The sequence below is a fragment of the Oerskovia sp. 140933 genome, assembly GCF_059651515.1.
Window position 1 is genome coordinate 1 of the sequence record NZ_JAMXIO010000038.1, and the last position, 14,370, is coordinate 14,370.

A 14,370-nucleotide genomic window follows, 5' to 3' on the forward strand; every position below is an offset into this window, starting at 1 on the left:
CCTGGATCGAGCACTACAACACCCACCGTCGCCACCAAGCCCTCGACGGCCAACCCCCGATCAGCAGGCTGTAACCAACCTCCTGGCCGGGTACAGCTAGCCCCGGCTCGGCGGGCCGCCCGTGCCGCCGCCCGGCGGCTGCCCGCCGCCCGGCACCTGCCCCGGCTGCTGCGAGCCGCCCGAGTCTGCGCCGAGCCCCGTCAGACCCGTCGAGGCCTCCTCGTCGCTCACCATCTCCTGGGCCAGGTCCGCGAGGACCACCTCGTCGCCCTCCTCCAGCCCGGCGGTGATCTCCGTGACCTCCTGCCCGACGGCGCCGACCTCCACGGTCACGACCGTCACCTCCCCGTCCCGGAGCACCGAGACGGTGCGCGCGGTACCGTCCGACCGGACGGCCGAGGTCGGGACGACGAGCACGTCCGTGCCGCCCGCGACCGTGACCGACGCCTGCGCCGACGACCCCTCGTAGAGGGTGTCGTCCTGCGGGTCGAGCGCGATCGTCACGGGGTACTCGGGCGTCTGGGACGTGCTCGTGCTGAGCACGCCGATGCTGCTCACGACGCCCGTGCGCACGGTCGGGTCGTCGGACACGGTCACGGCAGCGTCCTGCCCGACGGCGAGGCTCACCACCGCGGTCAGCGGCACCGTGGTCTCGACGACGTAGCCGTCGGTCCCCAGGACCGTCACGACCGCGGACGTCGAGGAGGCCTCGACCTGGTCGCCCACCGCGAGCGCGACCTGCGCGACCGTGCCCGCGACGGGGCTCGTCAGGGTCGAGCGCTGCGCGTCGGCCTGCGCGATCGCGAGCTGCGCCTCGGCGACCTCGATCGCCGCGCGGTCGGCCAGGATCCGCTCGGCGGAGGCCACCACGGAACCGCCCGCATCCGCGCCCGGTGCACCGCTCGTGCCGCCGGACCCTGCGCCGCCGGAGTCGCCCGCGTCCGGTGCACCGCTCGTGCCGCCGGACCCTGCGGCTGCGCCGGTCCCGCCGCCGCTCGACCCCCCGGAGGGCACCGGCGGCGCCCCGCCGGACGCGTCGCCGGAGCCGGAACCTGCGCCGGAACCGGACCCGCTGCCTCCCCCCGGCGCCTGGGTGCCCGAGCCGTTCCCCTGCTCGGCCGCGAGCACCTCCTGGGCCGTCTGGACCGCGGCGTCGAGCTGTGCCGCGAGGTCGAGCAGCGAGTGCTGCGCGCCGTCGACGTCGGTCTGCGACGTGAGCGCCGCGGTGACGGCCTCCTGGCACGTGGTCAGGGCGGCCGCCAGATCGACCGTGCCGCCCTCGGTCCCGTCGCCCGTGCCCTCGCCTGCCTCGTCCCCCTCGCCGGAGGGCAGGTCGTCCTCGGTCGCGGCGAGGAACGCCGAGCACGCCTCCTGGGACCCGACGACGCTCGTCGAGCTCGACTCGAGCGCGGCCGCCGCGGCGTCGTACCCGTCGAGGAGCGCCTGCTGGGCGAGCGCGACGGCTTCGAGCGCCTGCGCGAGCGCGGGCGACGTGGAGGCGGTGCCCGCCGTGGACGACGTGGTCGGCTGCGACGTGGTGGACGACGTGGACGAGACCAGCCCCGTCCGGACCACGACCCCGCCGCCCGTGCCCGCGGCGCTCGGGGTCACGGTCGCCGAGCCGGTCGCCGTCGCCGCGCTGGCCGACGACGACCCCGTCGAGGTCTGCGACGCCAGGTCGTCCTCGAGCGTCTGCTCGGCCTGGGCCACCTTCTCCTGCGCGGCCTCGACCGCGTCCTCGAGCTCGGTCAGGTCGAGGGTCGCGAGGACGTCGCCCGCGCCCACGGTGTCGCCCACGGCGACGTTCACGGTCGCGACCGTGCCCGCGACCGAGAACGCGGCGTCGGCGCGTGCGGCCGACGCGACCGTCCCGGCCGCGTCGACCGTCTGGGTGACCTCGCCCGTGGACGCGGTCGCCGTCCGGTACCTCCCGTCGGAGCCGCGGTTCACGGCGAAGGCCGCCCCGGCGCCCACGAGGCTCACCACGACGACGGCCGAGACGCCCGTCACGGCCCGGCGGCGGCGCCTCGCGGCCCGCCGGGCGGCGGCCGGCGTGAGGACGCCGCCGGGCGCGGAGGCCCCGCTCGCGACGGCCACCCCCGGGACGGTCCCGATCGTGCCGCCCGTGCTCGTCACGGCCGCGTCGGCCCGTCCGCGGGTCCGGCGGGTCCGGTCACGCATCGTCGGTCCCGCTCTCGTCCGAGCCCCGACCACCGGGCGCGTCGCCCGGTGCGCCCCCGCCGGGCCCGCCCTGGCCCGTGCCGCCGAACCCGGTCGAGCACTCGCCGTCGACGGGGTCGGACACGGTCAGGCTCGTGGCGGTCACGGTGCCCGCGGTGTCCGTCGCGGAGTCGCCGCTCGCGTCGTCGGTCGCCTGGTCGCTGCGCGGCGCGGTGCCGACGCTCACGCACTGCCCGACGGCGAGCGCCGAGGCGTCCGCGTCGGCCGTGGTCGTGTAGGTGGTCGAGCCGTCCACGGTCACGGTCGAGGTCGTCGGAGCGGACGCGTCCGAGGACTCGGCGGTGTCCGAGGCGTCGTCGGACGGCCGGTCCGCGCCGGGGGCACCCGGGCTGGTGGACTCGATCGTGATCTCGGTGCCCGACACCGCCGTGACCTTCCCGGCCACGATCCCGCCGAGGCCTCCGCCACCCGGGCGCGCGGCGCCGTCGGGCAGGTCCTCCGGCTGGTCGGTCGGGGCGCCCTCCGGGCGCTCCGGGCGCTCGCCGTCGCTGCCGGCACCGTCCCCCGGCGACTGCTCGTCGGCGCCGGACGACGATCCGTCCGGGGCCTCGCCCGAGGGACGTCCGCCCCCGAAGCCGCCCGAGCACTCGCCGTCGGTCGGCGCCGTGACCGCGACGCTCGCCGCCACGGTCGCGGCCTCTGCCGAGGCGTCGTCGGAACCTGCGAGGGTGGCGACGACGCACGAGCCCACGGTCACGGCGTCGAGCGACGCGGCCGTGGTCGCCGAGATCGTCGTCTCGTCGGTGTACGCGACCGCGGTCTGGGAGTCCGACGACCGGACCTGGAGGACGCCGTCGGAGATCGCGGCGATCTCGCCCGAGATGCCGCGGGGACCGCTCCGGTCGCCCTGCCGCCCCTCGGTCGAGCCGCTCGACCCGTCCGACGACGACGTGGCCTGCGAGCCGGAGGACTCGGCGTCGTCGGACGAGCAGCCTGCCAGGGCCAGGCTCGCACCCAGCAGGACGGCGGGGACCGCGAGCAGGCGGTGCGAGCGCGCGAGCGGCGACGAGTGCAGCGGACGGTACGTGGCGGGGTTCATGGTTCTCTCCTCGTTTCTCTCTCCTCGACGGTTCCGCGACGGGACGCGGGACGGACGGAAATCGGCCGACGGGTGGGATGAGCGGTCACGGTCACGGTCACTCCGAGCGCAGGGCGTCGATCGGCGCGAGCCGCGCCGCCCGGACCGCGGGGTAGACGCCGAACACGACGCCGATCACGAGCGCGATCACGATCGACCCGACGACCGCCGCCGGGAGCACCACGATCGAGGTGCCCAGCACGCCGGGGAGGACCTTGGCCGCGACGATGCCCAGGGCCGCCCCGATCACACCGCCCGCCAGGCCGAGGATCGAGGCCTCGACCAGGAACTGGCGGCGGATCGCCCACGGCGGCGCGCCCAGCGCCTTGCGGAGCCCGATCTCGCGGGTCCGCTCGGTGACGGACACGAGCATGATGTTCATGACGCCGATCCCGCCGACGAGCAACGAGAGCGCCGCGATCCCCGTGAGCAGGACCGTGAGCGTGCGGTAGACGGACGTCGCCGTGGACACCAGGGCGTCCTGGCTGTCGATCGAGAAGTCCGCCTCGTCGGCGTCGGTGATGCCGTGCAGGTTGAGCAGCACGGCCTCGGCCTCCTGGTAGGCCGCGGACAGGACGTCCTCCGAGGCGGCCTTGAGGTAGATGGTCGAGACCGACGAGCGCGCCGTGTCGCCCATGACCTGGTTCGCCGCGGTGCTCAGCGGGATCACGGCCAGGTCGTCCAGGTCGCTCGACGAGTCGGCCCCGGCCTCCGCGAGGACGCCCACGACCGAGAAGACCGTGCCCTCGATGCTCACGCTGCGCCCGACGGCGTCGGGCGACCCGAACAGCTCGGTCGCGGTCGACGAGCCCAGCACCACGACCGCCGCCTGCTCGGCCTCGTCCTGCGCGGTGAAGAACTCGCCCTGGGCCAGCTCGCGCGAGCGGACGTCCGTCCAGTCATCGGTCGTGCCGACGACCTGTGTGGTCCAGTTCGTCTCGCTCGTCTCGACCGACAACGACGACGACTTCTCCGGGGCGACCCCCGCGACGTCCGGGGCGTTGACCTCCGAGGCGAGGGCCTCCGCGTCCGAGCGCGTGAGCGTGGCACCCGAGCCGAAACCCCCACGCATGCCGTCGCCGTCCGTGCTGGACCCCGGCGTGACGATCAGGAGGTTCGAGCCCAGCGCGCTGATCTGCTCGCTCACGTCCTTCTGCGTCCCCAGCCCGAGGCCCACCGTGAGGATCACGGCGGCGATCCCGATGAGGATGCCCAGGACCGTCAGGAGCGAGCGCATCGCGTGCGAGCGCACCGCGCTCCAGCCCGTCAGGAAGGTCTCGTGCCACGTCATGCGGCCACCCCCGACAGGGTGTCGCTCTGGATGCGGCCGTCACGGACCCGCACGATCCGGCGGGCGCGCTCGGCGACCTCGAGCTCGTGCGTGATGAGGACGATCGTGCGGCCCTGCGCGTGCAGGTCGTCGAAGAGCGCCAGGACGTCCTCGGTCGAGGACGAGTCCAGGTTCCCGGTCGGCTCGTCCGCGAGGATCATCGCCGGTTCCCCGACGAGGGCCCGCGCCACCGCGACCCGCTGCTGCTGGCCCCCCGACAGCTCACCGGGCCGGTTCGCGAGCCGGTCCCCCAGACCCACCCGCTCGAGCGCGGCGGTCGCCCGCGCGCGCCGCTCGTCGGCCGGGACGCGCCGGTACGTCAGCGGGAGCTCGACGTTGCGCCACGCGGACAGCGACGGCAGCAGGTGGAACTGCTGGAACACGAAGCCGATCTGGTGGTTGCGGATCTCGGCGAGGTCCTCCTCGTCCAGGTCGCCCACGTCGTTCCCCGCGAGCAGGTACCGCCCGGTCGAGAGGACGTCGAGGCAGCCCAGGATGTTCATGAGCGTCGACTTGCCGGACCCCGAGGGGCCCATGATCGCGACGTACTCGCCCTGACCGATCGCGAGGTCCACGCCCCGCAGCGCCTCGAACTCGACCGACCCCGTGCGGTACGTCTTGCCCGCGGCGTGCAGCTCGATGACCGGGCCCTGCGCGCCGGCGGCGAGCTCGGCCGTCCGGGGCCCACCCTCGCGCTCGTGGGCCGGGGCGCCCTGGGTGAGCGCCGTCGTCGGGCCGGAGAGGTCAGCCATTGCGCTGCCCCCCGCCCTGGCCACCCGGGCCACCCATCTGGCTCGGGTCGAAACCCTCGGGGAGCTGGCTCGGGTCGAAGTCGCCCCCGCCGGGCACCTGCCCGCCCTGGCCGTCCTGGCCGCCCTGCTGCCCCGTGTCCGTCCCGGAGCGCTGGACCACCTCGACCAGTACCTCGTCCCCCTCCTCGAGACCGCTCGTGATCTCGACCAGGCTGCCCGTGGTCGCGCCCACGGTCACGACCGTGGTGACCTCCTCGCCGTCCTCGTCGAGCTGCGTCACGACCGACTCGCCGTCGACCGTGCGCACCGCGGCGCTCGGGACCGTGAGCACGTCGGTGCGCCGCTCGTAGATGATCTCGGCGTCGGCCGACATGCCGTCGTGCAGCCCCTCGGGCGAGCCCGTGACCGCGATCGTGACGGGGTACGAGGCCGAGCCCGACGACGTCGACGGCAGCAGGCCGATCGTGGCGACCGTCCCGAAGACCGTGTCCTCGAGCCCGTCGACCGTGAGCTCGACCTGGTTGCCGACCGTGAGGTGCGGCAGGTCCGCGTCGCCCACCGAGGCCGACGCCTCCCAGGCGTCCGTGCCCACGATCACGAAGGCCGCGCCCGACGAGGTGGTCGTGGTGCCGCTCGTCGCGCCGGGCGCCGACCCGCCGGTCCCGCCGGTCCCGCCGGTCCCGCCGGTCCCGCCGCTGCTCCCGGCGCCCGAGCCGGAGCCCGAGCCGGAGCCCGACCCCGTGGCTGCGCTCCCGGAGCCCGACGCGGTCGACGTCGAGCCCGTGACCGCCTGGCCCACGCTCACGTTGACCTCGGTCACCAGGCCCGCGACGGGGGCCGTGAGCGTCGCGCCCGCGAGCGCCTCCTCGGCAGCCGTGACCGCGGAGCGTGCGACCTCGACCTGCGCCTCGTCCGCGCTGATCCGCGCCAGGTCGGCCGCCGAGCCGTCGGACGAGTCCTCGCTGTCCGCGAGCGCCGCCTGCGCCTCGGCGAGGTCGGCCTGCGCGGACTTGAGCGCGGCGTCGAGCTGGAGCGTGTCGATCGTGGCGAGCGCCTGGCCCGCGGTGACGGTCTCCCCCGCCTCGACCTCGACGGCCGTGACCGTGCCCGAGCCCGCGAACGAGACCTCCTCCTGCACGCTCGGTGTCAGGGTCGCGGTCGTCGTGACGCTCTGCTGGACCGTGCTGAGGCTCGCCGCGACGGACTGGGTGGTCGCCTCGGGTGCGGCCGCGGCCGACGAGGGCTGGCGGAGCACGAACCAGTAGACGGCACCGGCCACGAGCGCCAGAGCGAGAGCCCCGGCGATCACCCGCGTCCTGGTGCTCGTGCGTCTGAGCAGCTTGCCCATGTTCTCCCTCACGTCCTGCGCGCACGACGGCGCGACGGTCATCGAGGGTGACGGTAGGGAGCGGCACTGGGGCCGTGCTGTCACGAACCTATGGGGAGGCTATGAATCGCGGCGGGTCCGGCGGCGGGTCCGGCGGCGGGTCGGTGCCGAGCACGGGGTTGCGGTCGTTCTCGGGCTCATGGCGACCTCAACCTCGTGCTCGGCACCCGAGGCGCGCCCCGCTCTCCCCTTGACGGACCGGGAATGCTGCGGCAGGATCGTGAGTTGTCGATACCCCAGGGGGGTATGGCCGAGCGAAGGCTCGCCCGGCGCGACCGACCGCCCGGCGAGATACGAGGAAGGACGGGACGATGAATCCCATGGACCACGACGAGCACGGTGGCCACTCCGGTCACGACCAGCCAGGGGACGGCCGAGAGGACCGGGCCCCGCAGGTCGGCCGCACCGAGCACACCGCGGCGGTCGCGGCGCCGGGGCACGAGCACCACGACGCGCACGCGGGCCACGACATGGCGCACGCGGGCCACGCCGACCACACGGGCCACGCCGGTCATGACGGACACGGCGGCCACAGCGGCCACAGCGGCCACGACATGGCCTCGATGCCCGGCACGGACCACTCGGCGCACGCGGGCCACGCGGGCCACGCGGGCCACGGCGGCCACTCGGGCCACGTCGCGATGTTCCGCCGCCTGTTCTGGATCATGCTCGCCCTCGCGGTCCCGACGGTCCTCGCGAGCGAGATGTTCGCGTCGATCATCGGCTACCCGCTGCCCGACGTCCCGGGTATCGCCTGGGTCTCGCCGGTCCTCGGCACGATCATGTTCGCCTGGGGCGGCCGGCCGTTCCTCACGGGCGCGGTCGACGAGCTCAAGGCCCGCAAGCCCGGGATGATGCTGCTCATCGCGCTCGCGATCACGGTCGCGTTCGTCTCGTCGTGGGGCGCGAGCCTGGGGATCCTGTCGCACGAGCTCGACTTCTGGTGGGAGCTCGCGCTGCTGGTCGTCATCATGCTGCTGGGCCACTGGATCGAGATGCGCTCGCTCGCGCAGTCGTCGTCGGCCCTCGAGTCGCTCGCTGCCCTGCTGCCCGACGAGGCCGAGCGCGTGGGCGACGACGGCCAGGTGGCGACGGTGTCCCCGACGGACCTCGTGGTGGGCGACGTCGTCGTCGTGCGTCCGGGCGGGCGCGTGCCCGCCGACGGCGTGGTCTCCGAGGGCACCGCGGACGTCGACGAGTCCATGATCACGGGCGAGTCGCGCCCGGTGCGCCGGACGGTCGGCGACCACGTCGTGGCCGGGACGGTCGCGACCGACCAGGCGCTGCGCGTCACGGTCGACGCGGTCGGCGACGACACGGCCCTCGCAGGCATCCAGCGCCTCGTGGCCGAGGCCCAGGCCTCGTCCTCGCACGCCCAGCGCCTCGCCGACCGCGCCGCGGGCTGGCTCTTCTGGTTCGCGCTCGGCGCCGCGGTGCTGACCCTGGTCGCGTGGAGCGTCTGGGGCACCCCGGAGAACGCCCTCATCCGGACCATCACGGTCCTGGTCATCGCGTGCCCCCACGCGCTGGGCCTCGCGATCCCGCTCGTGGTGTCGATCTCTACCGAGCGCGCGGCCAAGGCGGGCGTGCTCGTCAAGGACCGCATGGCGCTCGAGCAGATGCGCACGGTCGACGCCGTCCTGTTCGACAAGACCGGCACGCTGACCAAGGGCGAGCCCGTCGTGACGCACCTCGTCGCTGCGTCGGGCAGCGAGGACGACCTGCTCGCGCTGGCCGCGGCCGTCGAGGCCGACTCGCAGCACCCGCTGGCCCGCGCGATCGTGAACGCCGCCGCGGACAGGGACGTGCGCGTCCCGCGCGCGGAGGACTTCCGGTCCTCGACGGCCGTGGGCGTCTCGGGTCTCGTGGACGGTCGCCGGATCGCGGTGGGCGGCCCGTCGCTCCTGCGGGAGCACGGCCTGTCCCCCCTGCCCGACGCCGCCACGTGGGAGGGCGAGGGCGCGACGGTCCTGCACGCGCTCGGGCTGGGCGACGGAGCACCCCGGGTGCTCGGCGCCTTCGCCCTGGCCGACGAGATCCGGGCCGAGTCCCGCGAGGCGATCGACGCGCTGCACCGTCGGGGCATCCGGGTCGTCATGATCACGGGTGACGCGCAGGCCGTGGCGCAGTCGGTGGCCGACGAGCTCGGTATCGACGAGGTCTTCGCCGGGGTCCGCCCGGGCGACAAGGGGGCCAAGGTCTCCGAGCTCCAGGCACGCGGCCACAAGGTCGCGATGGTCGGCGACGGCGTCAACGACGCCCCCGCGCTCGCGCAGGCGGACGTGGGCATCGCGATCGGCGCGGGCACCGACGTGGCCATCGCGTCGGCCGGGGTCATCCTCGCGAGCGACGACCCGCGCTCGGTCCTGTCCGTGATCGAGCTGTCCCGGGCGAGCTACCGCAAGATGAAGCAGAACCTGTGGTGGGCGGCCGGGTACAACTTGGTGTCGGTGCCTCTCGCGGCGGGCGTCCTGGCCCCGGTCGGGTTCGTCATGCCCATGGCCGTGGGTGCCCTGCTCATGTCTCTGTCGACCGTGATCGTGGCCCTCAACGCGCAGCTCCTGCGCCGCCTGGACCTCGACCCGGCTCGCGTGGCAGCGTCCTGATCCCCGTGCGAACCCTCCTGCGGCTCTCGCGAACCTCCGGCCCCGCCCGGCGGTTCGCGGTGCTGCTCGGGACGGCGCTGCTGCTCGGCGGGTTCGTCGGGATGCACCAGATGTCGGGGAGCCCTGTGGCCCACGGCCCCGCGCACTCGGTCACGGACCCGGCGACCGCCGCCGTGGGCGACATTGCCAGGGAGGGGGAGGCGCCGTCGGGCACGGGGCACGGCGAGCTCGAGGCGATGTGCCTCATGGTGCTCGTCGCGATGGTCTCGCTCGGCGGCCCGGCGCTGTGGCGCCGCCTGCCCGACGGCGTCACGCACCGTGCGCGCGTCGTCGCGCCCTGGTGGCGGCTCGGGTGGGCGCTGCGCCCGCCGTCGCTCGTCGCGCTCGGGATCAGTCGGAGATAGGCGCTCGGCCCTGCCGGGGCCGCAGCACACCATCACGGCCGCGAGGACTCTCGCGGCCCACCGACTCATCCGAGGGACGACTCATGAACAAGCACACCCTGACCCGGGCCGCGATCGGCCTGACGCTCGGCTCGACGCTGGTCCTCGCGGGCTGCTCCGACACCGGCGACGACGGCATGGAGGGCCACGACATGGGCGGCGGCGCCGAGACCATGCCCGACGCGGGGGCCGACCCCGCCGCGGAGGCCAACGACGCGGACGTCATGTTCGCGCAGATGATGATCCCGCACCACGAGCAGGCGCTCGTGATGTCGCGGATCGTGCTGGACACGGAGGGCGTGGACCCGGCCGTCGTGGATCTCGCGACCCGGATCGAGGGCGCGCAGGAGCCCGAGATCACGACCATGGAGGGCTTCCTCGACGAGTGGGGCGCCGAGCCCATGGGCGACCGCTCGGGCCACGAGATGGACGGCATGCTGAGCGACGAGGAGATCCGGGCGCTCGAGGACGCGGACGCCGCGACGCTCTCGCGGCTGTTCCTCGAGGGCATGATCGCGCACCACGAGGGCGCCGTGGACATGGCCGAGGCCGAGCTCGCGGACGGTGAGAACCCGCAGGCCCTGGCGCTGGCGCAGGAGATCGTCGACGCCCAGGAGGCCGAGATCGCGGAGATGCAGGAGCTCCTCGCGGCCCTGTAGCAGCTCCAGCCAGGTGCCGACCACGGGGTTGAGGTCGTTCTGAGCCGACTGACGACCTCAACCCCGTGGTCGACCGCTGGCAAGTCCCTGGTCGCTGCGAGACTGGACCCATGACGGGATCACCAGCTCCGGCGGTCGGCGGCCTCCTCCTCACCCCGGGGGCCGGCGCCGGCCGCGACCACCCGACGCTCGTCGCGGTCGCCGACGCCGTCGCGCCGCTGCCCGTGCGCCGGGTCGACTTCCCGTACCGGATCGCCGGCAGACGAATGCCGGACCGGGCGCCGGTCGCGGTCGCGCACCTGGTCGAGGAGGCCGGGCGCTTCGCGACCGAGGCGGGGTTCGCGCCCGACCGGCTCGTCCTCGGCGGCCGGTCGTACGGCGGACGCATGTGCTCGATCGCCGTGGCCGAGGGGCTGCCCGCGGCCGGGCTCGTGCTGCTGAGCTACCCCCTGCACCCGCCGGGCAAGCCCGAGAAGCTGCGCGTCGACCACTTCCCCCAGCTCGGCGTCCCGGTGCTGTTCGTGTCCGGCACGACCGACCCGTTCGGTGCGCCCGAGGAGTTCGACGAGCACGTCGCGGCGATCCCTGGACCGGTCACGCAGGTGCGCCTGCCCGGGGCCCACGACGTGCGGAACGACCACGCGGCGGTGAGCGACGCCGTCGTGCGGTGGCTCGCGACGCTCTGAGCGGCGCGGCTCGCTCCGGGAAGCCACGCGCGACGTCCTGACCTGGGCAAAGGGACGGACCCCGAACCATCTGGCAGCGCTTCCACCGAGCCGTGGGAAGCGGTACCTTGGGCGCGCCCACGTGCCCGACACGAGACGTGAGTCCGACACGTCCGCGGCCATGAGGTGCCTGCCCCGCTCGATCCGAGCCCGGGGCCGCTCCCGAAAGGTCCTCCTTGATGCGCGCAGTGCCCGTCGCCCTCCTCACGACAGCGATCCTCGCGGCCACCCCCGCGATCGCGTTCGCCGGGTCCGACTCCCCCACCCCCTACACCGTGACCGCGGACGGCGTGACCCTGCCGACCGGCCGCGTGTTCCACGAGCACGACCACGTCAACTACCGGGCCACCGCGCTCGACGGGACGGGCGGACGCGACTTCAACCTCCACCTCGAGTCGGGGAACGGCCGGTCGACCGCCACGCACATCGGCGCCGGCTCGCTCGACTTCGCCGACGCGGCCGCCGCGTTCCCCACCGGCTACTGCGTGACGTGGGTGCAGGTCGCGGGCTTCGACGAGCACTTCGGGGAGGGCAGGCAAGAGCCCGTCTGCACGCCGGCCCCGACCACCCCGGTGACGCGCCCAGCCCCCGTGCCGCGGCCCGCACCCGTGTCGCCCGGCGTCGCGGTGCCCGACGGCGGAGCCCCCGTCGACTCCCCCGTCACCGAGCCGTCGCCCACCTCGCCCGAGACGCCGGCCACCCCCGGGACGACTCCCGTGACGACGCCCGACGACGAGGGGCTCGCGGCCACGGGACCGGCGCCCGAGGCCACCGCGGTCGAGGTCCCCGACGCCACACCGGTCGCGAAGACGCTCGTGGACACGTCGACCGAGGCGGCGCCCGTCACCACGGACGGCTCGGCTGCCTCGGCGCCAGAGGGTGGCCTCGCGGCGACCGGGTCGAACGCGCTGCTGCTCGGCGGCGGCGCCGTGGTGCTGCTTGCCGCGGGAGCCGGGGCCGTGCTGCTCAGCCGCCGGGCCCGGAGAGCCTGACCGCCGCTCCCCCAGGACGAGACGGGTGGTCCCGTCCGAGACGCGCCCGTACGCGTGCGGCGCAGACGCATGTCTCGGACCGGACCACCCGTCTCGTGGGAGCCCTGCCGGAACGGATCAGCGCAGCGGTTCCGCCGGGTACTCCACAGGCTTCTCACCCAGCGCCTCGGACATCGCGCGACGCTCCTCGAGGACGCCGGCCCGCTCCTCGTGCATCTCGGCGATCACGGCCTCCTGCGCCTCGGGCGTGAGGTGGTCGAAGTACAGCGTCCCGTCGAGGTGCTGCGCCTCGTGCTGGAGCGCCCGCCCCAGGAAGTGCTCGCCGACGAGCTCGACGGGGTTGCCGTGCTGGTCGAACCCGCGCACGACCGCCTTCACGGGGCGCGCGAGCGGTGCGTAGGCGCCGGGGATCGAGAGGCAGCCCTCGTCGCTCACCTCGACCTCGTCCTCGGGACCGTCGAAGACCTCGAGCACCGGGTTGACGACGTGCCCCACGTGGCGGTCCTCCTCCTCGTCCTCGACGTCGTACACGAAGACCCGCAGGTCCACGCCCACCTGCGGCGCCGCGAGCCCCACGCCCTCCGCGACGAACATCGTCGTGAACAGGTCGTCGACGAGCTGCGCGAGCTCGGGCGTGCCGAACGCCGTCACCTCGCGGGCCGGGGTGTGCAGGACGGGCTCGCCGATCTCGGTGATGCGCAGGATGGTGCCGCGCTCGACCTCGGGGGCGATCTCCGGGAAGGACTTGACCGGCTGGCCCAGGACGTAGGTGACAGGGCGACGACGGCCGATGGTGAACATGGGCCAAGCGTAATTGGTGGGGTGCGCGCGGCCCGACCGCGCTACGTTCGTCACGCGAGGCGGTCCGGCAGTGCAGAGAGCACAGCCCAGCCGCCTCGTTCTTCGCCCGGATCACCCGGCAGACGTTGCGATCCCGCATCGGTCGGGTCTCCGGACCCGCCCCGCGCGTACCCTGGACATGGACCCGCAGAAGGTGGTGCGACATGAGAATCGGTCGTGGTGTCCTGGTCAGTGCGTCGCTCGTGACGCTCGTCCTCGTCGGGTGCGCAAGCCCCGGCTCACCTGACGGACCGACGTCGAACGTCCCGTCCGCGAGCACGTCCACCCCGCGCGAGACGACGCCCTCCCCGACCGACGGGACGTCCGGGACCTCCGACGCTCCCGGCACCGGCGAGACGACGCGCTCGGCGGAACCGTCCGGCACGGCCGAGCCCTCCGGGGAGGCCGCGGCACCGCCCGCCTTCGAGAGCCTCGTCATCAGCACGTCCGGCCTCGGCCCCCTCGCGATCGGCGTGCCCCCCGAGTCCAATCCTGGCGCCGCGATGATCCGCTGGTCCCCCGACGAGTGCGCAGACATGGGCGGTGGCGACCCCGGGCGCTGGGTGACGACGTACCCCCTGATCGACGGCACCTACCCCCTGGGCGTCGCGACCGACGACTCGGGAGTCTCCTGGATCGACGTGCTCAAGGCCGGACCTCGCACGGCGGAAGGGGTGGGCATCGGCACCGACCTCGCGACGCTGCAGGCCACGTACCCGGACCTGGTCCCCGGGACGCCCGGTCCGCTGTCGAACGTCTGGTGGCTCGCCGACCCCGACGGGTACCTCGTGTTCGAGACCCAGGGCGACGAGGACGGACAGCAGCCGGCAGGGACACCCGAGCAGGTCATCCTCATGCGGGTCCTGTCCCCCGCCGCCGACCCCGACTTCGCGACGGCGAACTCCGACTGGGTCGCGGGCGGATGCCTGTAGCCCTACCGGGACAGGAACGCGTGGTCGGGGTTCGGCCCCCATCTGGCCCATCTGGCCCATCTGGCCCATCTGGCCGCAGGGAGCGACGGAGCGACGGAACGCGAAAGGCCCGGAACCGTTGAGGTTCCGGGCCTTCGTGACGGAGCCGCCTATCAGAATCGAACTGATGACCTTCTCATTACGAGTGAGACGCTCTACCGACTGAGCTAAGGCGGCGCGTACCGGACATCACGCCTCGCGGCGCTCCGTTTCAGCAAGCGTCGCAACTGTACCCAACGCGAGGGCGTCACGACAAACCGGCCTCCGCGACGCCGTCGGGCCGCCTGCCCGCGGCCCCCGCGAGGCGCCCGCCGGCATGCCCGCCAGGGCGCCCGGCCGAGCCCGC

Annotated in this window: 13 protein-coding genes and 1 tRNA gene; 7 read left to right on the top strand and 7 right to left on the bottom strand. The window is 74.3% G+C overall.

Features of this window, described 5'->3' with window-relative positions:
* On the top strand, nucleotides 1–74 hold a 74-nt coding region (locus tag NHG27_RS16235; RefSeq protein ID WP_497017011.1), incomplete at its 5' end, for an integrase core domain-containing protein.
* Between the two features lie 22 nt (nucleotides 75–96).
* Here the strand turns inward: NHG27_RS16235 and NHG27_RS16240 are convergent.
* From NHG27_RS16240 to NHG27_RS16260, 5 genes are all read right to left on the bottom strand, one after another.
* On the bottom strand, nucleotides 97–2,181 hold the full coding sequence (locus NHG27_RS16240) for an efflux RND transporter periplasmic adaptor subunit (RefSeq protein ID WP_497016986.1): 2,085 nt from the start codon (nucleotides 2,179–2,181) through the stop codon (nucleotides 97–99).
* A complete protein-coding gene (locus NHG27_RS16245; RefSeq protein WP_497016987.1) occupies nucleotides 2,174–3,280 on the bottom strand; it encodes a hypothetical protein in 1,107 nt (368 codons plus the stop codon). Before NHG27_RS16245 ends, NHG27_RS16240 begins: the two co-directional genes overlap by 8 nt.
* Nucleotides 3,281–3,377: 97 nt before the next feature.
* On the bottom strand, nucleotides 3,378–4,610 hold the full coding sequence (locus tag NHG27_RS16250) for an ABC transporter permease (RefSeq protein ID WP_497016988.1): 1,233 nt from the start codon (nucleotides 4,608–4,610) through the stop codon (nucleotides 3,378–3,380).
* A complete protein-coding gene (locus NHG27_RS16255) occupies nucleotides 4,607–5,401 on the bottom strand; it encodes an ABC transporter ATP-binding protein (protein ID WP_497016989.1) in 795 nt (264 codons plus the stop codon). Before NHG27_RS16255 ends, NHG27_RS16250 begins: the two co-directional genes overlap by 4 nt.
* Nucleotides 5,394–6,791: an efflux RND transporter periplasmic adaptor subunit gene (locus NHG27_RS16260; protein ID WP_497016990.1), complete on the bottom strand. Its 1,398-nt coding sequence runs from the start codon at nucleotides 6,789–6,791 to the stop codon at nucleotides 5,394–5,396. Before NHG27_RS16260 ends, NHG27_RS16255 begins: the two co-directional genes overlap by 8 nt.
* Nucleotides 6,792–7,258: 467 nt before the next feature.
* Between NHG27_RS16260 and NHG27_RS16265 the strand changes: the two genes are divergently transcribed.
* The 5 genes from NHG27_RS16265 (at nucleotide 7,259) to NHG27_RS16285 (ending at nucleotide 12,213) form a co-directional block, all read left to right on the top strand.
* A complete protein-coding gene (locus tag NHG27_RS16265) occupies nucleotides 7,259–9,394 on the top strand; it encodes a heavy metal translocating P-type ATPase (RefSeq protein WP_497017012.1) in 2,136 nt (711 codons plus the stop codon).
* A gap of 5 nt (nucleotides 9,395–9,399) precedes the next feature.
* Nucleotides 9,400–9,798, top strand: coding sequence for a hypothetical protein (locus NHG27_RS16270; RefSeq protein WP_497016991.1), 399 nt, complete (start codon nucleotides 9,400–9,402; stop codon nucleotides 9,796–9,798).
* 83 nt (nucleotides 9,799–9,881) lie between these two features.
* Entirely contained in the window at nucleotides 9,882–10,496 is a 615-nt protein-coding gene (locus NHG27_RS16275) for a DUF305 domain-containing protein (RefSeq protein WP_497016992.1), read from the top strand.
* A gap of 110 nt (nucleotides 10,497–10,606) precedes the next feature.
* On the top strand, nucleotides 10,607–11,182 hold the full coding sequence (locus tag NHG27_RS16280) for an alpha/beta hydrolase family protein (protein ID WP_497016993.1): 576 nt from the start codon (nucleotides 10,607–10,609) through the stop codon (nucleotides 11,180–11,182).
* 218 nt (nucleotides 11,183–11,400) lie between these two features.
* Nucleotides 11,401–12,213, top strand: a complete 813-nt coding sequence (locus NHG27_RS16285) for a hypothetical protein (protein ID WP_497016994.1) — start codon at nucleotides 11,401–11,403, stop codon at nucleotides 12,211–12,213.
* 117 nt (nucleotides 12,214–12,330) lie between these two features.
* On the opposite strand, the gene def is transcribed toward NHG27_RS16285, so the two are convergent.
* Entirely contained in the window at nucleotides 12,331–13,014 is a 684-nt protein-coding gene (def, locus tag NHG27_RS16290; protein WP_193718117.1) for a peptide deformylase, read from the bottom strand.
* Between the two features lie 203 nt (nucleotides 13,015–13,217).
* On the opposite strand from def, the gene NHG27_RS16295 reads away from it, so the two are divergent.
* Nucleotides 13,218–13,985 carry a hypothetical protein gene (locus NHG27_RS16295; protein WP_497016995.1) on the top strand — a complete coding sequence of 256 codons (768 nt, stop codon included), beginning with the start codon at nucleotides 13,218–13,220 and terminating at the stop codon, nucleotides 13,983–13,985.
* Between the two features lie 143 nt (nucleotides 13,986–14,128).
* Here the strand turns inward: NHG27_RS16295 and NHG27_RS16300 are convergent.
* Nucleotides 14,129–14,201, bottom strand: a tRNA-Thr gene (locus tag NHG27_RS16300).
* Nucleotides 14,202–14,370 lie beyond the last annotated feature (169 nt).

Excerpts from the sequence above, each read along its gene's own strand:
- NHG27_RS16240 (WP_497016986.1), bottom strand. The coding sequence starts at position 2,181 with ATGCGTGACCGGACCCGCCGGACCCGCGGACGGGCCGACGCGGCCGTG.
- NHG27_RS16245 (WP_497016987.1), bottom strand. The coding sequence starts at position 3,280 with ATGAACCCCGCCACGTACCGTCCGCTGCACTCGTCGCCGCTCGCGCGC.
- NHG27_RS16250 (WP_497016988.1), bottom strand. The coding sequence starts at position 4,610 with ATGACGTGGCACGAGACCTTCCTGACGGGCTGGAGCGCGGTGCGCTCG.
- NHG27_RS16255 (WP_497016989.1), bottom strand. The coding sequence starts at position 5,401 with ATGGCTGACCTCTCCGGCCCGACGACGGCGCTCACCCAGGGCGCCCCG.
- NHG27_RS16260 (WP_497016990.1), bottom strand. The coding sequence starts at position 6,791 with ATGACCGTCGCGCCGTCGTGCGCGCAGGACGTGAGGGAGAACATGGGC.
- NHG27_RS16265 (WP_497017012.1), top strand. The coding sequence starts at position 7,259 with ATGGCGCACGCGGGCCACGCCGACCACACGGGCCACGCCGGTCATGAC.
- NHG27_RS16275 (WP_497016992.1), top strand. The coding sequence starts at position 9,882 with ATGAACAAGCACACCCTGACCCGGGCCGCGATCGGCCTGACGCTCGGC.
- NHG27_RS16280 (WP_497016993.1), top strand. The coding sequence starts at position 10,607 with ATGACGGGATCACCAGCTCCGGCGGTCGGCGGCCTCCTCCTCACCCCG.
- NHG27_RS16285 (WP_497016994.1), top strand. The coding sequence starts at position 11,401 with ATGCGCGCAGTGCCCGTCGCCCTCCTCACGACAGCGATCCTCGCGGCC.
- def (WP_193718117.1), bottom strand. The coding sequence starts at position 13,014 with ATGTTCACCATCGGCCGTCGTCGCCCTGTCACCTACGTCCTGGGCCAG.
- NHG27_RS16295 (WP_497016995.1), top strand. The coding sequence starts at position 13,218 with ATGAGAATCGGTCGTGGTGTCCTGGTCAGTGCGTCGCTCGTGACGCTC.